This is a genomic window from Acuticoccus kandeliae (assembly GCF_003073115.1).
The window spans coordinates 1,298,204-1,318,635 of the sequence record NZ_QBBV01000002.1; the positions used below are offsets into that span (position 1 = coordinate 1,298,204).

Below are 20,432 nucleotides of genomic sequence, written 5' to 3' on the forward strand. Positions count from 1 at the left end.
CAGACAGCGGGCTGCCCTGGCGGGTTGGGTTGGGGCGATGGGCGGCACAGGATGCGCCGCGCCACCTCATGTCACGCGCGGGGCTCCGATCGCTCGCAGCATGGCGCGCGCCTCGTCCCGGTAGACCGGGCGAATGTCGCGGGTGGGCGGCCGGCATCGGCTCGACGGGAGGCCGATCAATTCCATGCACAGCTTGTCGAGATAGCCGTCGCCGCTGGTGAAGTTCTTCTCGATGCTGACCCACAGCTTGTAGAAGGGCATCGCCTCGTCGACGAGCATGCGCGCGATCTCGGGGTAGTTCGCGGCGCGCACCTCGTCGATCAGCTTGATCCCCCACTCGGGCCAGAAGTTGCAATTGTGGACCTCGAACGCCCGCGCGCCGAGCGCCGGCATCGCGCTGAAGGCGAAGAAGAGGTTGTTGTCGATGATGGTGAAGCGCTCCGAGAAGCGGGAGGTGACGTCCTCGAACTCCATCGCGTCGGTGCGCGGGGTCGCCCATTTGAGGCCGACAATGTTCGGGATCTCGGCGAGCCGCTCGACCATCTGGAAGGAGAGGTTCTGGCTCGTCCAGAAGGTGTTGTAGACGATGATCCCAAGGTCCGGCTCCGCCTCGGCGGCGGTGCGCACGAACTCCTCGAAGTCATCCTCGGTGTGGGTGAAGTAGAAGGGGCACGAGACCTGGATGAAGGACGCGCCGACGCGCTTGGCAGCGCGGGCGAGGCGGACGAGCTCCAGCGTGCTCGTCGTCTGCGCGCCCATCGCGATCGGCACGCGGCCGGCCACCTCGTCGACGACCACCTCGGCGACGCGGACGCGCTCCTCGAAGCTCATCGTGGAGAAATCCCCCGCCGCGCCGCCGGCGAGGAAGGTCGCATAATCGCGGGTGAGGCCGGCATCGATCAGGAAGCGCACGTAGGTGCGCAGCGCCGCCTCGTCGACTGGCAGACCCTCGACGTCGGAGAACGGCGTCGGGATCGTGACGTAGCATCCTTCCAACGCTGTCTTGAGTGTCTCGACGCCCACAGATCCCCCTTCGCCGCGCACAGAGCCGCGTTCGCCCACACGCTGTCGCGTGGCCGCTGTCGTCGCATTCGTATCTTGGCAGTTCACTCAGGCACCGGAGGAAACCGCCGCGCCGCCTGATGTCCGAAGTGTCACCTCACATCCGGCGCATTGATTGATCATTTCGGACAGAGATTTTACAGTTTCGGCCAGAAACGAACGCCGAGGCGACGATGTACGAGACCGCCTGCCCTCAGTTCAACTTCATCCTGCAGCCCGAATTCCCCCTCAACGCGCTGATCCTCGCGAGCGACGCGCTTCGGATCGCGAACCAGAATTCAGGCCGCGAGGTGTTCCGCTGGTCCTTCGTGTCGGAGACGGGGGACGCGGTGCGGGCGAGCAACGGGATGTGGTTCGCGGCCGACACGAGCCTTGCCGAGATGCCGGTGGCGGACGTCTGCCTCGTCTTCGAGGGCAACCTGCCGACCCAGCGCAACACCCAGCGCCTCCTCGGCGCGCTGCGCGCGGCCGCACGCTTCGGGACCATCGTGGGGGGTGTCGACACCGGCGCCTTCGCGCTCGCCCAGGCCGGCCTCCTCGGCACGCGCGAGGGGGCGGACATCGTCCTCCACTGGGAGGCGGTGCCGACCTTCATGGAGCGCTTCCCGACGGCGGTGCCGCGCAACCGGATCTATCTCGTGGAGGCGAAGACGGTGCACTGCGCGGGCGGCGTCGCGACGCTCGACCTCATCCTCGACCTCATCGCCCGGTTCGATGGCGAGGCGCTCGCCAACGAGGTCGCGAACGCGCTCGTCCACACGCGGCGCGAGGCGACCACCGCCCAGCGCCTCGACGGCTTTCTGGAGACGGAGGAGAACCGCCTCTCCGCGCGGATGATCTCGGTGATGGAGAAGAATCTCGACTTCCCCCTCACCCTCGACGATCTCGCCGAAGCGCTCGACGTGTCGGCCCGCACGATCACGCGCATCTGCGGGCGCACCTTCGGCCAGTCGCCGATGCGGCTCTATCTGAAGATCCGCCTCCAGGCCGCCCGCAACCTCCTCTTCTACGAGGAGCACTCCATCAAGGACGTCGCGACCGCGTGCGGCTTCTCCTACCCGGCCGTCTTCTCGCGCGTCTTCAAGGCGCAGTTCGGGCAGACCCCGCGCGCCTTCCGCGCCGCGCTGCGCGAGCGGCAGAGCCTCGCCGTGCGCCCCGAGATCCACCGCCTGATCTCCCGCGCCGAGACGCGCCCCGGCTGACGGGCGGACACGAAAAAAGCCCGCGGCGCGAGGCGGCGGGCTCTGGGGATCGCGGCAGAGGTCGCGCCGGCGCGAGGCCGGCGCTGGCGCCTCACTCGGCCTCGTCGGCCGACTTCGCATTGAGGAGCGCGTAGCGTTCCTCGCCGATCTTGTCGAGGAGCGCGATCTGCGTCTCGAGGAAGTCGATATGGCCTTCCTCGTCCTTCAGAAGCTCGTCGAACAGCTCCTTGGAGACATAGTCCCGCTCGGCCGCGCAGATCTCGCGCGACTCGGTGTAGGTCTTCTGCGCCTCGTACTCACCGGCCAGATCCGCCTCGAGCACTTCGCGGATGTTGGTGCCGATGCGCAGCGGGGCGAGGGTCTGGAGGTTCGGATGGCCTTCGAGGAAGATGATCCTTTCCACCAGCTTGTCGGCGTGTTGCATCTCCTCGATGGATTCGGCCCGCTCCTTTGCGGCAAGCTTGCCGAAACCCCAATCCTCACAGAGGCGGTAGTGGAGCCAATATTGGTTGACCGCGCCGAGCTCCAGAAAGAGCGCCTGGTTCAGGCGCTCGATCACGCGTTGACTTCCCTTCATCACAGCCTCTTCGCCAGCAAACTATATAGGTGTGATGGGCGGTGTGGGGCGGGTCGTCAATAGCTTTTTTAGAGGAATTCAAATTCGGCGGCGGCGTTCAGTCTGTGCAAAATTTGCGCGCACGGCGCAAAATGACGCAGCGACCGGACGGCCGGCTCAGGCGTCCTTCGAGATCCGCTCGCCGATGGCGCTGAGGGACACGGGGTCCATGTCCTTCATGGATTCCGCGAAGAGTTCCTCGACGATGGCGTTCACGGTCGGGAAGCAGGAGCAGCAGCGGCCGCGCTTCTGGAGTTCGCGGTAGATGTATTGCGGTTCGAGCCGGCCGGACGGGTCCTCGGCGAGGATCCGGCGCACCGAGTCCCGGATCTCGTTCCGCTTGATGACGTTGCAGTGGCAGACGATCATGAAGGAGGCCTAAGCGCGAACTCGAACGGCGACAGCCGGCCCGGCGTGCGGGACCGAACGGGCCGCATCCCCACACCGAACGCCGCGCACGATGGACGCGAGACCACCCGTCTGGCGGGCGCCCTTCCGTTCCCAACGCTGCATTTCGGGGTGGCTCAACTGGCTCGTCCTCGGCTGTGCTCATGGTAGGTAGCCGGGGACGGAGCGGTGCGCAAGTGACAATTAGGAATATATATTTATAGTAATTCCAGAAAAGCGCCGGATTTCTTGGAATCGAACTAAACTGGCGCGCCCGGATTGCCCCAATAAGACGAGGATCAGGGGCCAGGTCAAGGAATATTTGCCCTGACCTCGACAACATCCCGAAGACGCTCCGGAGCCTCTTGCGATGCTTCCATCAGCGACACCGCCGCAAGGCCCGTCAGCGAATAGGGCTCGGCCGAGAGCGCGCGATTTGTGCGCAGCGCCGCGATTTCACTCTGGATCGCCTTGCGCACCTCGCGCATCGCCGGGGTGAAGGGCGTGTTGGGCGCGGTCGCGAGCAGCATCACGTTGGTGAGCGTCGGGTGGACGATACGCCAGGCGCACAGATTTCCGTCATAGAGCTGGTCGAGCGCGCAGCCGATCGGCACGATCCCGTAGAGCGGCTCGCACTGGACGAGGCGGATGATCGTCGCGATCGCGTCGATCTCCATGTCGATGTTGAGGCCGACCCCCTCCTCCGCCGCGACACGGTCGATGAGGCGGCGCATCCCGTGGGTCTGGCCCTGGAGGACGAGGGGAAGGCGCGCGATGTCGGCGAGGCTGATGGTGCCGAGCGTGCCCTGCGGCGAGGGAAGGCCGAGCTCCGGCGCGGGCCGCCCCACCACGTAGAGCGATTCCGACAGGAGATGCTCGATGATGAGCCCGCTCGACTGGCGCGCCTCGTGAATGATGCCGACATCGATCTTGCCCGCGATCATCCAGTCGCAGATGTGGCCCGATAGCCCGTCCATGATGTGGAGCTTGATCTCGGGATAGGCGCGCCGCATCCGCATGAGGAGCGAGGCGCCGATCATCCCGCTGACCGATGGCGGCATCCCGAGCCGCACCGTCCCGCGCGGGGCGGCCTGCTCGGCGCGCAATTCGCGCCGGACGGTTGTGAGATCGTCGAGCGTGCGCGCCACCACCTGGAGGAAGCGCGTGCCCGCGTCCGTCAGCGTGACGCCGCGCCCGTTGCGATAGAAGAGCTTGGCGCCGACCTCCTCCTCCAGCCGGGCGATCTGCCGGCTGAGGGCCGGCTGCACCACCATCAATTCGGCCGAGGCCTGCGAGAAGCCGCCCGCATTCGCCACGGCGCGAAAATACTCAAGCTGCTTCAATTCCATGGCCCGAACTCCCGGCGTGGCATACCTGCTATCGCGAAGAGACCTCATCCCAGGTTGCACGGGCGCGAATATTCTCGTGACCGAACGTAGTCTGGGCGGCGCCTCGGCGAGAACGTGCGGGAATCTTGCAATTCTTGCGCCATGGCTCGTCGTCCGCGGCGGTCCGTCCTTCGCGCCCGGCTGATCGGGCGGCGGTGAGGAGAACCGACATGTCGCTTGCAAGACCCGCCGTCCCCTGCCAGCCCATCGACCTTCTCGACGGGTGGGAGCCGGTGCCGGGCACGCCGGACGGCGTCGAGCAGAAGATGCTTACGAACAGTCTCGACGAGGTCGCAAAGGCCGGCGGACGCACGCGCCTCATCCGATTCCGCCCCGGCACGCTGAACGACAACACCTTCGTCCACGACTATTGGGAAGAGTTCTACCTCGTCGAAGGCGACCTCGAGGTCGACGGCCTGTCGCTCCAGGGCGCGGCCTATGCCTGCCGCCCGCCCGGCACGCCCCACGGCCCCTTCTACAGCCGCAACGGCTGCATCTTCTTCGAGAGCCAATATTATCTCTGAGCGCAAACGAGGCCGCCGGCGCCCGCACGGCGCACGCTGATATCAGATATTCCCCGAAGGATATTCCTCCTTGTCGCAGGTGAAGGCCACTCTGGCTGCGGCAAATCACGGAGGGTGTCATGACGAACCTTTCTCGGCGTTCGGTCGTCGCGGGTGGCGTCGGTCTGGGTGGGGCGGCGCTTTTGGGGCTGAGGCCCGAGTTCGCGCGCGCCGCGGATTTTCCGACGAAGCCCTTCACGGCGATCGTCGACGCGGCGCCGGGCGGCGGTCATGACCGCTTCACCCGCGCGATCACCCCGGAATGGACGCGCATCACCGGGCAGCCGATCATTCCCGAGTTCAAGCCGGGCGCCGGCGGCGTCCTCTCCGCGACGACGATCGTGAACGCGCCGGCCGACGGCTACACGCTCGGCGTGATCGCGGTGTCGAGCATGAACGTGTCGATCGCGCTCGGAAAGCCGCAGGGCTTCGGCTTCGGCTCCTTCGCCTATCTCGGCACGATGTGGAACGGCCCGATCGCCGTCTTCACCGGCAAGGATTCCAAGTGGGAATCGATGACCCAGGTGGTCGAGGCCGCGAAGACGCAAAAGATCACCGCCGCGGTCGCGGCGCTGCGCGCGATGTACCACATCAGCGGCGTCATCTTCGACAAGCGGATGGGCATCGAGACCCAGTTCGTGCCCTACAATGGCGGCGGCCCGAGCCGGCAGGCGGCGATGAGCGGCGAGACCGACATCGTCTGGACCGGCCTCTACGACGCCTCGGCGAACTATGACGGGCTGCGCTGCCTCTGCGTCTTCGACAAGGAGAACCCGATCCCGGACGTGATCGATGCGCCGACCGTCTACGAGATGTTCCCCGAGCAGGCGCTCACCCTCCTCCACCCGACCGCCTATTGCGTGTCGGCGAAGGTTCGCGACGAGAACCCGGAGGTCTACCAATATCTCGTCGACGCCTACCGCGAGACCTACACCTCCGAGGCGACGCAGAAGGCGCTGATCGACCTGCAATTCCAGCCGGCCTCGCTGAAATATACGAGTCCGGAGGAGCTGAGCGCGATCGAGGCCGACTTCATTGAGCAGTTGAAGTCGATCGAGATCTGAGATGAGCGCTGACGCCGGCGACACCGCACCCGAGGCCGCTCCGACCCCGTCCGGGGCTTCGCGCACCGAGGAACTCGTTTTCGTCGGCGTCATCCTCGCCTACTGCGCCGCCTATGTGGTGCAGGTGGCGGACCTGCCTTTCCACAGCACGGGCTATCCGCTGATCCTCGTCGCCGCGCTCGTCGTGATGCTCGCCCTCATCGCCTGGCGCACGCTGCGCCAGGCACCGGTGAAGACCGCGCGGCCCGCGCCCCAGACCTTCGCCGAGCGCCTCATCCGGTTGCGCGGGGCGATCCTCGCCATCACCGCCTTCTGCTTCCCCTTCGCGGCGACGCGCCTCGGCTTCCTCGCCGCCCTCTTCCTCGCGATGCTGATCGCGATCCGCCTCGTCTCGGGGATCGGCTGGGTGAAGAGCGCGGCGGCGGCGGCCCTTTCCGCGCTCGCCGTGACGACGCTTCTCCTCCACGTCCTGGGGCTGTCGCTGACGCGCTTCCCCTTCCTCACCCTGCCCTTCGGTTACTGAGCCTCATGGATCCAGCCGTCCTCCTCGACAGTCTCCAACTCGCGCTTCGGCCCGAGAATATCGGCTGGCTCCTCCTCGGCTTCACGAGCGGCATCATCGTCGGCGCGATCCCCGGCCTCATCGAGAGCACCTTCCTCGCGATCGTGCTGCCCTTCACCATCTATCTCGACGTGTGGCCGGCGATCTTCTTCATCACCGGCGGCTATGTCGCCTCGGAGGCGTCGGGCTCATATCCCGCGATCCTCCTCAACATGCCGGGCACCCCCGGCACCACGGCGACGGCCTTCGAGGGCCACCCGATGGCGCTGCGCGGCCAGTCGGGCGAGGCGATCGGCATCTCGGTCGCCGCCTCCGCGATCGGCACCGGCCTCGGCGCGCTCGTCTTCATGTTCCTCGGCCCCATGATCGGCGGGCTCGCGAACAAGTTCGGCTCGCCCGAGGTGTTCATGCTCGGCGTCTTCGGCCTCAGCGCGGTCGCCTCCTTCACCGGCCGCGACGTCGTGAAAGGCGTCGCCTCGGTGCTCCTCGGCCTCCTCATCGCGACCACCGGCCTCGACCTTTATGAGGGCGTCCCGCGCGCCCATTTCGGGCTCCTCGAACTCTACGATTCGCTGCCGCTCCTGCCGGTCCTCCTCGGCCTCTTCGGCTTCTCTGAGATCCTGAGCCTTGCGAGCCGCGCCCACCTCAAGACGATCGCGGCGCATCCACCTTCGGGCCTCGCCGGCCCACTGCGCGGCATCCGCATGGCGCTCACCTATCCCGTCACCATCGTGCGCTCGGCGATCATCGGCCTTCTCATCGGCATCGTGCCGGGCGCGGGCGGCTCGGCCGCGAGCGTCATCAGCTACGGCCAGGCGCGCCAGTGGTCCCGCCATCCGGAACAATTCGGCAAGGGGAGCGTCGAGGGCCTCCTCGCGACGGACACCGCGAACAACTCGGTCGTGCCCGGCGCGCTGCTCCCGACCTTCACGCTCGGCATTCCGGGGAGCCCCGTCGCCGTCGTCGCGCTCGCGGCGCTGATGCTCCAGGGCATCCGGCCGGGGCCGGGCTTCTACACCAATTACGGCACGGAGGCGGCGGCGATCGGCTGGGGGCTCCTCTTCTGCGTCCTCCTCCTTCTCCTCATCTGCCTGCCGCTCGCCTCGGTCATCGCGCGCGTCGTCAGCGTCTCGCTGAAGGTGCTCCTGCCGATCATCTTCCTCATGTGCATCGTCGGCATCTTCACCTCGCGCCAGTTCCTGTTCGACGTGCACGTCATGGCGGTGTTCGGGGTGCTCGGCTTCTACATCAAGAAACTCGGCTACTCGCCGGTCGCCCTCCTCCTCGCGCTGATCCTCGGGCGCACGCTGGAGGAGAACTTCTTCCGCAGCATGATGATCGGCGGGCCGGAGATCTTCCTGCAGAAGCCGATCGCGCTCGCCCTCCTCGCCCTCGCGGTCGCGACGATCGTCCTCCCGCTCCTCGCCGGCCGCCTCCTGCGCCGTGAGGCCCAAGCATGACCAACCATCCCGGCACGCCGAAGCGCATCGGCCTCCTCATCCCCTCCTCGAACACGACGATCGAGAGCGAGTTCTACCGCTTCGGCCCCGAAGGCTTCACCTGGCACTTCGCGCGCCTGCCGATGACGGAGGTGACGCAGCAGGGCTTCGAGAGCCAGAACGCGGCGATCGACGCGGCGTGCGGGCTCCTGTCGGACGCGCACCCGGACGGGGTGGTGCTGTGCCAGAGCGCGGCGAGCTTCATCGGCGGCTCGGCCTATGACGAGGCGGTGCGCGCGCGCATCGCGTCGGCGGCCGGCGCGCCCGGCTTCCCGGCCGGCGCGGTGATGGCGGAGGCGGTGCAGCGGCTCGGCGCGACCCGCGTCGCGCTCGCCGTGCCCTTCGCGGGGGCCGTCATGGACGCCGGGGCGCGCTATCTCGCCACCTTCGGCATCGAGGTCGTGGGCGTCGCCTCGCTCGGCATGACCGACAATTTCTCCATCGCCGCCCTCGCCGACGACGTGATCGTCGACCTCGCGATCCGCGCGGCGGTGCCGGAGGCCGAGCTCATCATGCTGCCGGGCGGCAACATGCGCTGCCTCCCCCTCGTCGAGACGATCGAGCGCGAGACGGGGCGGCCGGTCGTGACCACCAACCAGTCCGTGATCTGCGCCCTCGCGCGCCATTTCGGCGTGGCGCTGCCGCCGGACAAATTCGGCCGGCTCGCACGGACCTGAGATTCGGTCCGGCGGCCTCCTCCGCCGGCCCTTCGACGCGGACCGCTCGCGGGGCCGCATGATGTGACCGCAGGACAGGAGATCGAGATGAGACGCTTGACCGACTTCACGAGACGCGGGGCCGTTGCGCTCCTCGCCGGCGGCGGCTTCGCCCTCGCCGCCGCCACCCTCCCGGCGACGGCACAGGACTTCCCGAGTGAGCCGATCACGATCGTCGTCCCCTATTCGCAGGGGTCGAACATGTCGACCTACTCGCGCGCCGTCGCGCCGGTGCTGCAGGACATTCTCGGCGTGCCCGTCGTCGTGAAGAACGTCCCCGGCGCCAACGGCTGGCTCCAGGTCTTCTCGGCGAAGCCCGACGGCACCACCATCGGCGTCGGCGACCCGACCGGCCAGATCGGCATCAGCATCGTCCAGCCGCTGCCCTACGAGGTCGCGGACTTCACCTGGATCGGCCAGTTCGCCTCCGGCAACCAGCTCCTCGTCGCCTCCACCGCCGCCGGCATGAAGAGCCTCGAGGACCTCGCCGCCGCCGGCAAGCCGATCCGCTGCGGCACCTTCGGCGGCCTCTCGGCCGGCGCCGTGCAGTGCGCGATGCTCGGTGCGGAGAAGGGCTTCAACATCTCCTTCGTGAACACCGCCGGTCCGCCCGAGGTGGCGCTCGCGGCCGTGCGCGGCGACATCGATATCGGCTCGGTCGGCGTGAACCTGTGGCAGGACCACATCGCGAGCGGTGCGGTCACGCCGATCGTTGTCTGGGCGGCCGAGCGTGACGAGCGCGTGCCGGACGTCCCCTCTCTCACCGACATCGGCATCCCCGAGCTCGGCGCCCTCACCGTCTACCGCGCCGTCTTCGCCCCGCCGGGCCTTCCGGCCGACCGCGCCAAGATCCTGCGCGACGCGCTCACGAAGGCGCAGGAGGATCCGCGCTGGAAAGCCTTCATCAGCGAGGGCAATCTGGACAACAATTTCGAGTTCAGCGAGGCCTATGCCGATGGCCTGAACAAGGCGTTCGGCGCGGTGAAGGCGCAGAGCGAATTGATCAACGAGGCCTTCAACTGACATGCCCGAATCCGGCTCGCCCACGCCGGCGCCGCTGATCGGCAACGCCTCCACGGCGTTGCCCTTCGGCCATCGCGCACGGATCGGCATGATCAGCCCGACCGTGCTCGAGGTGCTTCCCTACGACTTCTACCGCCTCGCCCCGCCGGGCGTCGTCCTGTGCGGCGTCACCTGCCTCATGGAGGGGTGGGCGGCGGACCAGTACGAGAACGCCCTCTCCCAGGTCGACAAGGCCTGCCAATATCTCGGCGAGCGCGAGGTCGACTACCTGATCCACGTCGCTTCCCCGCTCGTCGTTTCGCAGGGGCCGGGCTTCGACCGGGTCCTCATCGAGCGGATGCGCCCGTTCGCCCGCTGCCCGGTGACGACCACCATCCGCTCGGCCCTAGATTCCTTCGCTGCGATGGGCGCGAAGCGGATCGGCCTCGTCACCCCCTTCCACGAGGTGCTGAACGGCCAGCTCACCACCTATGTGGAGGCCGAGGGCTATGAGGTGACGGCGCTGCGTACCGTGCGCACGCGGTTCGACAATCTCCAGAATGTCGGCGTGCCGGAGATGATCGCCGCCGCGCGCGAGGTGATGGCGGAGGCGCCGCAGACGGAGCTTCTCTTCCTCCCCTCCGGCCAGCTTCCCGCCTTCGACTGCGTCCTGCCGCTGGAGGCCGAGTTCGCGATCCCCGTCATCGCGCAGAACCAGGCCGACTATTGGCAGGCCTTCCGCGCGCTCGGGATCACCGACATCGCGGCGGGGCACGGCCGCCTCCTCGACACGCTCCGCGCCTCGACCGTCGCCGGCTGAGGACGGGATGGAGTTCTTCGCAGACCCGATGATCGCCGGCCTCAGCCAGCTCGTGCGGCCGGACGTCCTCTTCATGATCGTCGCCGGGACCGTCGTAGGCCTCGGCTTCGGCATCGTCCCCGGCCTCCAGTCCGTCACGGCGCTCTCGGTCTTCCTGCCGGTCTCCTATTATTGGGACCCGATCCTCTCGATGTATTTCTTCGCCGGGGTGATCGGCTCGGCCGGCAATGGCGGGGCGATCACCTCGATCCTCCTCAACATGCCGGGCACCGCGCAGAACGCGGCGACGATGCTGGAGGGCTACCCGCTCACCAAGAAAGGCCGCGCGATCTACGCGCTCGCCCTCTCCGCGAGCGCATCGGGGGCGGGCGCGGTCTTCGGCGTCGTGGCGCTCGTCGCCGCGCTCCCGGTCTTCCTGCCGCTCCTCCTCAAGTTCGGCCCGGCGGAGATCTTCTGGATCGCGACCTTCGGGCTCGTGACCCTCGTCCTCGCCGTCAACGGCGACCCGGCGAAGGGGCTCGTCACGGTCGGCCTCGGCGTGATCCTCGCGATCGTCGGGCTCGGTGGGCCGGGCCTCCCCGTGCCGCGCTTCACCTTCGACAGCCTCTACCTCTATGAGGGGCTGAACCTCGTCGTGGTCGTGATCGGCCTCCTCGTGGTGAGCGAGGCGTTCGGCACGCTGGTCGCCGGGGTGCGGATGCGGCAAGCCGCGCACGAACGCGATCCGCTGCCGCCGGCGCCGGACAAGGCGGAGCGGCGCACGCAGCTGCGCGAGGGCCTCGTCGAGCCCCTCCGCCGGCCGTGGCTGTTCATCCGCTCCTCCGCCATCGGCACCTTCGTCGGCGCGATCCCCGGCGTCGGCGGCACGGTCGCCCAGTTCATGTCCTACAACGCCGCGCTCGCCTCCTCGAAGAACCCGGAGGAGTTCGGCAAGGGCTCGGTCGAGGGGCTGATCGCGACGGAGGCGGCCACCAACGCCAAGGACGGCGGCGCGCTGCTGCCGACCCTCCTCTTCGGCATCCCCGGCAGCGCGGACATGGCGCTCCTCCTCGCCGCCTGGCAGCTCCATGGGCTGCGCCCCGGTCCGAGCTTCCTCGAGACCAACGGCGCCATCGCCTGGGCGCTCATCTTCGGCCTCCTCTTCTCCAACATCCTCAACTCGATCTTCACCGCCGTCGCGGCGCCCGGCCTCTCGCGCCTGCCGCGCGTCGACCCGCTCCTCGTCGCGCCGATCGTGCTGTGCGCCTCGATGGTGTCGGTCTACGCGATCCGCGAGAATTTCTGGGACGTCGCCCTCGTCATCGGCTTCGGTCTCCTCGGCTATCTCCAGAAGCTCTTCGGCTATCCGGTGATCGGCGTCGTGATCGGCTTCGTCCTCGGCGGGGTGATGGAGTTCAACTTCTACCTCGCGCTCCAGAGCAGCCTCGGCGACCCGGTGATCTTCGTGACGGGACCGATCTCCCTCGCCCTCGCCGTCGGCACGGTGATCGCGACGGTCTGGTGCGCGGTCCGCATGGTGAAGCGCGGCGCCGGTGCGCGCGCGGGCGGGGCGGCATGAGCGCGGCCCTCGCCCGCCTCACCGACGGCCGGATCCTCTTCGGCGCGGCGCAGCTCGCCCTCCTCCTCCTCTTCCTGTCGACGACGCTCGGCGGGAAGTATCGCGGCGGCTGGTTCGTCATCGTCGTCCTGCTGCTGACGCTCCTCTTCCAGGGGCTCGCGCTCGGGCGCGACATCGTGGCCGCCTTGCGCCGCGAGAACCCTCCCGCGCGTCCGGTCGTCGTCTCGGTCGCCGCCTTCGCGGGGCTCCTCGTCCTCGTCTCCTACTGGGTCGGCTTCGTCGCGGGCTTCACCCTCTTCCTCTTCGCCACGTGGCGCTTCGTCTGCGGTTTCGGCACCGGGCGCGCCGCAATCCTCGCGCTTGCCTTCGGCGCGCTCCTGCCGTTCGCCTTCGGCTGGACGCTGGGGCTGACCTTGTGGCGCGGCGCCATGGTGGAGGTTGTGCCGGGCTTCATCGGCGGCTCGATCCCGCCGCCGCTCTGACCATCCGCCCCGGTGAGACACCGCGCCTCGGTGTCTCGCCGGGGTGCGTCCCTAACTCTCTCTGTCGAGGCCCGCCGAACGGCGCACCGCCGATCGGATGTCATTGCATCCAACCGACAGAGGCACCCATGGCTCCCGCGTTCCTCCCGCCCTCCGCCCCGGCCAAGCGCCGGACGGCCGTCCTGGCCCTCACGGGCGCAGCGCTTTTCGCCGCCGCGCCCGCCTTCGCGCAGGATTTCAACGCCGCGCCCCCCAACGCGCCGGACCAGCGCCCCGCCTTCCCCGGCCAAACCCGCGCGCCGATCATCGCGGACGATATCGCGCTCGAGACGACCACCCTCGCCGACGGCTTCGTGAACCCCTGGGGGATGGACGAATTGCCGGACGGGACGTGGCTCGTGACGGAGAAGCCGGGGCGGATGCGCCTCGTCTCCGCCGAAGGCGCCGTGTCTGACCCGATCGCGGGCCTCCCGGAGGTGATGGCCGAGCGGCAGGGCGGCCTCCTCGACGTCGTGGTCAACGATGATTTCGCCGAGACGCGCCGCGTGTGGTGGAGCTATGCCGAGCCGCGCGGCTCGGGGACCAACGCCACCGCCGTCGCGACCGGCACCCTGTCGCCCGACGGCACGCAGATGACCGACGTGCGCGTCGTCTTCCGCCAGGAGCCGGCCTGGCGCTCCTCCGCCCATTTCGGTTCCCGCCTCGTCTTCGACGACGAGGGCGCGCTCTTCATCACCACCGGCGATCGCTCGCTTCCGGAGCCGCGCCAGCTCGCGCAGGACGTTTCGACCGATCTCGGCAAGGTCGTGCGCATCGATCCGGACGGCGGGGCGGCTGAGGGCAACCCGGCGATCGAGGGCGGACGGCCGGAGATCTGGTCCTACGGCCACCGCAATCTGCAATCGGCCGCGCTCGCCCCGGACGGCGCGCTCTGGACCGTCGAGCACGGCCCGCGCGGCGGCGACGAGCTGAACCGGCCGGAAGCCGGCCGCAACTATGGCTGGCCGATCATCACCTACGGGCTCGACTATAGCGGCCGGCCGATCGGCGAAGGCATCACCGAGAAGGCCGGGATGGAGCAGCCGGTCTACTATTGGGATCCGGTGATCGCGCCGAGTGGCATGGCCTTTTACGAGGGCGACCTCTTCCCCGAGTGGGAGGGGAGCATCCTCATCGGCGGGCTGCGCAGCGGCAACCTCGTCCGCCTGACGCTCGAAGACGGGCGCGTCTCGGGCGAGGCGCGCTATCTCGACGGGATCGGCCGGGTGCGCGATGTCGCCGTCGCGCGCGACGGGTCGATCCACCTCCTGACGGACGCGGAGAACGGCGCGCTGATCCGGGTGACGCCCGCCGAGTGAATGAACCCGTCCGCCGGCGCGGCGCGCGCGCCGGCGGACGCGCGCTCAGGGCTTCGTGTGGGTGACGAAGGGGACGGGCGCCATCAGCTTGTTGACCTGGCCGATCAGGTAGCCCGCCTCCGCGCTCTTCTGGAGATAGGACTGCCAGGCGGGGTCGGCCTGGAGGCCGGCGCGCTTCGTCTCGCGGTCGCCCGCATTCTCGTAGACCCAGACGTGGACGTAGGTGTTCACGTCGCCCGTCTCGGTCGCCGCGTAGAGGATCGGCTGGCCGAGATGCTTGGTCTGCACCGCGAAGCCGTGCTCGGCGTAGAGCGCCAGGTGCTTCTTGATGGTGCCGGGGCGGCAGGTGTAGGTGCGATGGTCGAACAGCATGTCTGACTTTCAGGATGTTGGAGCGGGGTGGAGGACGCCGCGCACCTCGCGCGCGACATCGAAGAGGCTGTAGATCAGCATGATCGCGCCCGAGATCGGGATCGCGGCGTACACGTAGGCCGTCGGATAGCCGAGAATCGGCGTCACCGCGCGGCTGCGCACCGCGAGATCATAGCCCTTGATCGTCATGATGATGAGAAAGGCGAGCGACAGGAGCGAGACGAGGAGGCGCAGGAGCGCCCGCGCCCGCCCATGCAGCGCGCTCTCCACCCAGTCGACGCGGAAATGCTCCCCCTCCCGCCACAGCGCCGCGGCGCCGATGAAGACGAGATAGGCAAAGAGCGTCTCCACGATCTCGTCGAACCAGGCGAGCGACCAGAGCTGGAAGTAGCGCGAGATGATGTTCGCGAAGAGGATCACGAACAGCGCCGAGAGGCACAGCACCGGCACCGCGCGCAGCACGAAGCCGAGGACCCGGTCGCAGGTGCGCAACGTCTCCGTCATGACGGCCCCATCACGAGGTTCGGCAGCCAGATCGAGACCAGCGGCCAGTAGGTGACGAGGAGGAGCACCACCATCAGCCCGATGAGATAGGGCCACAGCGCCCGCGACAACCGCGCGACCGAGAGGCCCGACACGCTGGACACGGCGAAGAGGACCATCCCGACCGGCGGCGTCAGCAGCCCGACCATCGAGCACATGATCATGATCACGCCGAACTGCACCGGGTCGATGCCGAGCTTGGTGATCACCGGCAGGAAGAGCGGCACCGTGAGGACGATGACCGCGATCCCCTCCAGGAACATGCCGAGCACCAGGAGGATCACGACGATGATGCCGAGGATGATCGCCGGGTCGGACGAGACGCCGAGGAGCCCCTCGATCAGCGCGTTCGGCACCCGCTGGTGGACGAGGAGCCACCCGAAGAAGCCCGCCGCCGCGATCACGAACATCACGCGGATGGTGTGAAGGAGCGTGAACCACAGGATGCGTGGCAGGTCCGAGGGCTTCAGCTCGCGATAGACGAACATCGACAGGACGAGCGCGTAGGCGCACGCCGCGACCCCCGCCTCGGTCGGGGTGAAGATCCCGCCGAAGATGCCGCCGATGATGATGACGGGCGTGAAGAGGGAGAGCGCGGAATCGGCGAAGCTGCGGAAGACCTCGCCGAACGAGGCCCGCTCCTCGCGCGGCATCGCGGTGCGCCAGGAGACGAACCAGACCGCCGCCATCAGCGCGAGCGCCATCAGGAGGCCCGGCACGACGCCCGCGAGGAAGAGCTTCGCGACCGAGACGCCCGTGATCGAGGAATAGAGGACGAACGGGATCGAGGGCGGGAAGACCGGCCCGATCGTGGACGAGGCGGCGGTGATCGCGGCGGAGAATTCCGGATCATATCCGCGATCCTTCATCGCCTTCAGCTCCACCTGGCCGAGGCCCGCGGCGTCGGCCACCGCCGCGCCGGACATCCCGGAGAAGATGAGGCTCGCGATCACGTTCACCTGGCCGAGGCCGCCGCGAATGTGACCGACACAGGCGTTGGCGAAGCGGAAGATCCGCTCCGTGATGCCGCCGGTGTTCATGAGGTTGCCGGCGAGGATGAAGAAGGGGATCGCGAGGAGCGTGAAGGCGGTCGTCGCCGAGAACATCCGCTGGGGCAGCATGGCGAGGAGGTGCCAGTCGCCCGAGAGGATGTAGAAGCCCGACGCCGTGAGCCCCAGCGCGACGGCGACCGGCACGCCGATCGCAATCAGGAGGACGAGCGTCCCGAGGATGATGAAAGCGAGCATGGCGGGCGGGGCGGCGCCGAGGCACCGCCCCTCATCCTGACGGCTTAGTCGAGGAAGCTGAGGAAGCGGTCCATGTTCTCGCGGCCGGTATATTCGGCGACGCGGTCACGGGCCGGACCGACCTTGGCGGCGAAGGGGGCGAGGTCGGGCCGCGTGATCTGCATCCCGCGCTCCTCGAGCTTGGCGAGCTCGTCCTCTTCCTGCGCCTGCACCATCTCGCGCATCAGCGTGCCGGCGGCGACGCTCTCCTCGCGGATGATCGTCTGCTGCTCGGGGGTCAGCCCGTCCCAGACGTTCTTGTTGATGACGTGGACCATCGAATTGTAGACGTGCCGCGTCACCGCGAGGTGATCCTGAAATTCGTCGAGCTTGAAGTGGTAGATCACGCCGATCGGGTTCTCCTGGCCGTCGACGACGCCCTGGTTCAGCGCGTTCGGCAGCTCCGGGAAGGCGATCTGCGTCGCGGACGCGCCGAGACCCTCGACGGCGGCGACGATCTGGAGTTCCGGCGGCGTGCGCAGCTTCAGCCCGGCGACGTCTTCCGGCGTGTTGATCGGGCGCACGCTGTTCGTGATGTTGCGGAAGCCATATTCCCAGTTCGAGAGGAGCACGAGGCCCTGCTCTTCAAGGAGCGGCGCGACCCAGTCATTGAACGGCCCGTCCAGCACCTCGTGCGCGTGGGCGTAGTCGCGGAACGCGAACGGGGTCATCACCGTGCCGAAGGCCTTCTCGTACTTGTCGAGGCCGCCCTGGGTGGGCAGGTTCATGTCGATCGCGCCGAGGACGGTCTGCTCCAGCTGCTCGGGCGGCGAGCCGAGCTCGTTCGCGGGATAGATCTCCACCTCGATCGCGCCGTTGGTGCGCTCGGCGACGCGCTCGGCGAATTGCTGGGCGGCGACGTGGCCGGGGTGCGTCTCCGCCGCGAAGTGCGCGAGGCGCAACGTGACGTCGGCCGCGAAGGCAGGTGTCGCGAGGCCGGCGACGAGGGCGCCCGCGATGAGTGTCTTGAACATCGTTTCCTCCGATTTTGTTTTCTATTCGACCGGATCGTTCGCCGGGGCGTCCGGCAGGCGCGCCTCCACCCCGGTGAGTTCTTCGTAGGCCTTGATGACCGCCGTGCAGCCTTCGGCTGAGTGGCCCATGATCGAGGCGAGCGCGTAGGTCTGGTGCACCGCATCGGCCATGAAGCCCGGAAGGCCTGCCTCGGTCAGCCACTCGGCATAGTAGCGCACGTCCTTCTGCGCGTTCGCGAGCGACATGTGCGGGGTGAAGTCCCGCTCGAGGGTCAGCTTGCCGTAGAGGTCCATCATCCCCGACTTGCCGCCGGCGGCCGAGATGATGCCGATCACTTTCGTCATATCGAGCCCCTCGCGGGCCGCGAGGGCGAACCCCTCGCAGAAGGAGGCGACGTTCGCGAAGGCGATGTAGTTGTGAATGAGCTTCAGCCGGATCGCGTGCCCGGCCGGGCCGACATGGAAGATGTTCTCCGCATAGGTCTCGAAGATCGGGCGGAGCCGCTCCAGGAGGTCCGCGTCGCCGCCATAGAGGACGTTGACCTCGCCCCGGTCGGCGTGGGCGGGGGTGCGCGTCATCGGCGCCTCGGCATAGAGGATGCCCTTCGCCGCGCACGCCTCGCGCATCGTGTCGACGTGCGAGGGGGAGACGGTCGTGTGATCGAGGAAGATCGAGCCTTCGCGCATCCGGTCGAGCACGCCGCCCTCGCCCAGCGAAAGCGCGCGCACGGCTTCGGCGGTGGTGATGCAGATGCCGAAAATGTCGGCCTCGGCGGCCATCGTCGCGGGGTCGGTGCCGGCGGTGGCGCCCTGCACGACGGCACGCGCGACGCGCTCGGGATCGAGGTCGTACGCGGTGACGGCGACGCCGCCTTTCAGCATGTTCTTGACGAGCCCGCGGCCCATGCCGCCGAGCCCCACGAACGCGACGCGGGGTGCCGAAGCCATCATTCCTCCCTGGCGGGGCTGCCGCCCTCTCATTCTCTCGTCGGGCAGAGCATCATGAATTAGGTTGTCTGACAACAGGCTTCTGTTAAAAATCACTCCCGATGGCGCGCCCCGCCGGGTGTGCCGCGAGCGACGGGAGAAATGGCATGGCTGGCGAAATGTTCGAGCGTATCGACCGGCCCCGGCGCCTGCCCGACGAGATCGCCCGCTCCATCACCACCGCCATCGAGACCGGACAGCTGAAGCCCGGCGACCGCCTGCCGACCGAGCAGGCGCTGTCCTCCCAGTTCGGCGTCGCGCGGACCGTGGTGCGCGAAGCGGTGTCGCTCCTCAAATATGACGGCGTGATCCAGGCGCGTCAGGGCGTCGGCGCGTTCGTCGCCGAGGTCGGCGCGCGCAACGCCTTCCGCATCTCGCCCGCCTGCTTCGAGAAGCGGCGCCAGCTCACCCAGCTCCTGGAATTGCGCACCGGCGTCCAGGCGGACGCCTCAGCCCTTGCCGCCGAAGCGCGCTCCGATATCGAGCTCGCGCGGATCCGGGCGTGCCTGGAAGAGATGTTCGAGGCCGTGAATGACGGGGCCGGCGCGGTCGAGCGGCGCGCCGATGCCGAGGCGGACTTCTATCGCGCCATCACCGAGGCCTCGGCCAACGCCTACTATGTCGAGTTCATCGCGATGATCGAGCAGAAGGTGCAGGAGAATCTGCGCTCGGTCGCGATCAAGAACGCGATGGCCGCCGAATGGGGCCACAGCATCCTCGACGAGCACCGCCAGGTCTATGAGGCCGTCGCCGCGCAGGATGCCGAGGGCGCCCGCACCGCGACGCGCCTCCATTTCGAGCGCGCCGCCAGGCGCCTCGCCGACCGCGCCGACATCGCCGACGTCTGATCTCAGCCGAGCGCCGCGATCACGAAGCGGACGCAGACGATCACGAGGAAGGAGCCGAACATCACCTCCAGCGTGCGGCGCGAGAGGCGATGGGCAAGGTTCACGCCGAGCGGCGCGGTGAGCAGCGTCGTCGGCACGATCAGCGCGAAGCCGAGCAGCGAGACGAAGCCCAGCGCGTCGGGCGGCAACCCCGCCTTGCCCCACCCGGCGAGGATGTAGCCGATCGTCCCCGGAATGGAGATGAGGACGCCGACGCCCGCCGAGGTCGCGACCGCGTTGTGGATCGGGCGGCCATAAAGCGTCAGGAAAACGGTCGAAATCGCCCCGCCGCCGATCCCCATCAGCGAGGAGAGCGTGCCGATCACCGCGCCGACCGTCGCGAGCACGGGCCTGCCGGGAAGATCGTCCCCGAGGCGCCAGCTCTGGCGGCCGAAGAGGAGCTTCGTCGACATCAGGCTCGCCACGATGATGAAGGCGAACTGGAAGACCTCGGGCGGCGCATAGTGGGCGATGAACGCGCCGAGCGAGACGCCGACCATGACCGGCAGCGCCCAGGTCCGCAGCACCATCATGTCCACCCCGCCCTTCTTGGCGTGCGCGCGAGCGGAGCGGATCGAGGTCGGGATGATGATCGCGAGCGAGGTGCCGACCGCGAGCGGCATCCGCAGCTCTTCGGGCACCTCGTTGAAGCGGAATACCTCGTAGAGCACGGGCACGATGATCGCGCCACCGCCGACCCCGAAGAGGCCGGCGAGGATGCCCGTGAACGCGCCCGCGACGGCGAGCGCGAGGGCCAGGGTGACGATCTCGCTCATGGTCGCGCTGCGGCGGGTCGCGCGGGGCGCGCTCCGTCAAAACGAGTGGGCGAAGTCGTTGAAACGTGCCGGAGAATGATCATCGGGAAGGCAGCATGGCTGCCCGCTCATCGCACCCGACACGCCATCTGGCAAGAGGCCGCGCGGCCATTCGCCCTCCCCCGCGGCCGCCGCCACCCGCGACGCCTCCCGCGCCGTCCTGAAAAAACGACGGGCGAGGCCGGTTTCGTCTCGCGCCTTGGCGTCATGCATGCATAGTCATGGAAGTTCGAGTGCAAATGCGGATTTGCCTCCCGCGTCCGATGGAGGCCCGCACCCGTTCGCCGGG

22 protein-coding genes are annotated in these 20,432 nt (G+C 68.3%); 12 read left to right on the forward strand and 10 right to left on the reverse strand.

What is annotated here, in order from left to right; translation table 11 throughout:
- Window positions 1–66 precede the first annotated feature (66 nt).
- On the reverse strand, window positions 67–1,023 hold the full coding sequence (locus DBV35_RS18710) for a dihydrodipicolinate synthase family protein (protein WP_108661801.1): 957 nt from the start codon (window positions 1,021–1,023) through the stop codon (window positions 67–69).
- A 212-nt stretch (window positions 1,024–1,235) separates the two neighbouring features.
- Here DBV35_RS18710 and DBV35_RS18715 point away from each other — a divergent pair, with 212 nt between their 5' ends.
- The gene (locus DBV35_RS18715; RefSeq protein WP_108661802.1) at window positions 1,236–2,264 is read left to right on the forward strand and encodes a GlxA family transcriptional regulator; all 1,029 of its coding nucleotides are present in this window, start codon (window positions 1,236–1,238) and stop codon (window positions 2,262–2,264) included.
- 91 nt (window positions 2,265–2,355) lie between these two features.
- Here the strand turns inward: DBV35_RS18715 and bfr are convergent, their stop codons facing one another.
- The 3 genes from bfr to DBV35_RS18730 all read right to left on the reverse strand — a co-directional run bounded on the left by bfr (window position 2,356) and on the right by DBV35_RS18730 (window position 4,616).
- Entirely contained in the window at window positions 2,356–2,841 is a 486-nt protein-coding gene (bfr, locus tag DBV35_RS18720; protein ID WP_108661803.1) for a bacterioferritin, read from the reverse strand.
- 156 nt (window positions 2,842–2,997) lie between these two features.
- Entirely contained in the window at window positions 2,998–3,249 is a 252-nt protein-coding gene (locus DBV35_RS18725; RefSeq protein ID WP_108661804.1) for a (2Fe-2S)-binding protein, read from the reverse strand.
- A 329-nt stretch (window positions 3,250–3,578) separates the two neighbouring features.
- The gene (locus DBV35_RS18730) at window positions 3,579–4,616 is read right to left on the reverse strand and encodes a LysR family transcriptional regulator (RefSeq protein ID WP_170134981.1); all 1,038 of its coding nucleotides are present in this window, start codon (window positions 4,614–4,616) and stop codon (window positions 3,579–3,581) included.
- Between the two features lie 209 nt (window positions 4,617–4,825).
- On the opposite strand from DBV35_RS18730, the gene DBV35_RS18735 reads away from it, so the two are divergent.
- The 10 genes from DBV35_RS18735 to DBV35_RS18780 all read left to right on the forward strand — a co-directional run bounded on the left by DBV35_RS18735 (window position 4,826) and on the right by DBV35_RS18780 (window position 14,279).
- Window positions 4,826–5,179 (forward strand): cupin domain-containing protein, encoded by a 354-nt coding sequence (locus tag DBV35_RS18735; RefSeq protein ID WP_108661806.1) that lies wholly within the window; start codon window positions 4,826–4,828, stop codon window positions 5,177–5,179.
- A gap of 119 nt (window positions 5,180–5,298) precedes the next feature.
- Window positions 5,299–6,282, forward strand: coding sequence for a tripartite tricarboxylate transporter substrate binding protein (locus DBV35_RS18740; RefSeq protein ID WP_108661807.1), 984 nt, complete (start codon window positions 5,299–5,301; stop codon window positions 6,280–6,282).
- Between the two features lies 1 nt (window position 6,283).
- A complete protein-coding gene (locus DBV35_RS18745; protein ID WP_108661808.1) occupies window positions 6,284–6,805 on the forward strand; it encodes a tripartite tricarboxylate transporter TctB family protein in 522 nt (173 codons plus the stop codon).
- 5 nt (window positions 6,806–6,810) lie between these two features.
- The gene (locus DBV35_RS18750) at window positions 6,811–8,304 is read left to right on the forward strand and encodes a tripartite tricarboxylate transporter permease (protein WP_108661809.1); all 1,494 of its coding nucleotides are present in this window, start codon (window positions 6,811–6,813) and stop codon (window positions 8,302–8,304) included.
- On the forward strand, window positions 8,301–9,020 hold the full coding sequence (locus DBV35_RS18755) for a maleate cis-trans isomerase family protein (RefSeq protein ID WP_108661810.1): 720 nt from the start codon (window positions 8,301–8,303) through the stop codon (window positions 9,018–9,020). Before DBV35_RS18750 ends, DBV35_RS18755 begins: the two co-directional genes overlap by 4 nt.
- Window positions 9,021–9,107: 87 nt before the next feature.
- Window positions 9,108–10,082 (forward strand): tripartite tricarboxylate transporter substrate binding protein, encoded by a 975-nt coding sequence (locus tag DBV35_RS18760; RefSeq protein ID WP_157961848.1) that lies wholly within the window; start codon window positions 9,108–9,110, stop codon window positions 10,080–10,082.
- A gap of 1 nt (window position 10,083) precedes the next feature.
- Entirely contained in the window at window positions 10,084–10,881 is a 798-nt protein-coding gene (locus DBV35_RS18765; RefSeq protein ID WP_108661812.1) for a maleate cis-trans isomerase family protein, read from the forward strand.
- A 7-nt stretch (window positions 10,882–10,888) separates the two neighbouring features.
- Window positions 10,889–12,439: a tripartite tricarboxylate transporter permease gene (locus DBV35_RS18770; protein ID WP_108661813.1), complete on the forward strand. Its 1,551-nt coding sequence runs from the start codon at window positions 10,889–10,891 to the stop codon at window positions 12,437–12,439.
- The gene (locus DBV35_RS30300) at window positions 12,436–12,921 is read left to right on the forward strand and encodes a hypothetical protein (protein WP_108661814.1); all 486 of its coding nucleotides are present in this window, start codon (window positions 12,436–12,438) and stop codon (window positions 12,919–12,921) included. Before DBV35_RS18770 ends, DBV35_RS30300 begins: the two co-directional genes overlap by 4 nt.
- A gap of 128 nt (window positions 12,922–13,049) precedes the next feature.
- Window positions 13,050–14,279 (forward strand): PQQ-dependent sugar dehydrogenase, encoded by a 1,230-nt coding sequence (locus DBV35_RS18780; protein WP_108661815.1) that lies wholly within the window; start codon window positions 13,050–13,052, stop codon window positions 14,277–14,279.
- A gap of 45 nt (window positions 14,280–14,324) precedes the next feature.
- On the opposite strand, the gene DBV35_RS18785 is transcribed toward DBV35_RS18780, so the two are convergent.
- Genes DBV35_RS18785 through DBV35_RS18805 form a run of 5 tightly spaced genes read right to left on the reverse strand, consistent with a single transcriptional unit; the run spans window position 14,325 to window position 18,402 of the window.
- Window positions 14,325–14,651, reverse strand: coding sequence for an NIPSNAP family protein (locus tag DBV35_RS18785; protein WP_108661816.1), 327 nt, complete (start codon window positions 14,649–14,651; stop codon window positions 14,325–14,327).
- A gap of 9 nt (window positions 14,652–14,660) precedes the next feature.
- Window positions 14,661–15,155 carry a TRAP transporter small permease gene (locus DBV35_RS18790; protein WP_108661817.1) on the reverse strand — a complete coding sequence of 165 codons (495 nt, stop codon included), beginning with the start codon at window positions 15,153–15,155 and terminating at the stop codon, window positions 14,661–14,663.
- Complete coding sequence (locus tag DBV35_RS18795) at window positions 15,152–16,441, reverse strand: TRAP transporter large permease (protein ID WP_108661818.1); 1,290 nt, start codon at window positions 16,439–16,441, stop codon at window positions 15,152–15,154. Before DBV35_RS18795 ends, DBV35_RS18790 begins: the two co-directional genes overlap by 4 nt.
- 44 nt (window positions 16,442–16,485) lie before the next feature.
- Window positions 16,486–17,454 (reverse strand): TRAP transporter substrate-binding protein, encoded by a 969-nt coding sequence (locus tag DBV35_RS18800; RefSeq protein ID WP_108661819.1) that lies wholly within the window; start codon window positions 17,452–17,454, stop codon window positions 16,486–16,488.
- Window positions 17,455–17,475: 21 nt separating this feature from the next.
- Window positions 17,476–18,402, reverse strand: a complete 927-nt coding sequence (locus tag DBV35_RS18805) for an NAD(P)-dependent oxidoreductase (RefSeq protein WP_170134982.1) — start codon at window positions 18,400–18,402, stop codon at window positions 17,476–17,478.
- A 146-nt stretch (window positions 18,403–18,548) separates the two neighbouring features.
- On the opposite strand from DBV35_RS18805, the gene DBV35_RS18810 reads away from it, so the two are divergent.
- On the forward strand, window positions 18,549–19,289 hold the full coding sequence (locus DBV35_RS18810; RefSeq protein WP_170134983.1) for a FadR/GntR family transcriptional regulator: 741 nt from the start codon (window positions 18,549–18,551) through the stop codon (window positions 19,287–19,289).
- Window positions 19,290–19,291: 2 nt separating this feature from the next.
- On the opposite strand, the gene DBV35_RS18815 is transcribed toward DBV35_RS18810, so the two are convergent.
- Window positions 19,292–20,104, reverse strand: coding sequence for a sulfite exporter TauE/SafE family protein (locus DBV35_RS18815; protein ID WP_108661822.1), 813 nt, complete (start codon window positions 20,102–20,104; stop codon window positions 19,292–19,294).
- Between the last annotated feature and the right edge of the window lie 328 nt (window positions 20,105–20,432).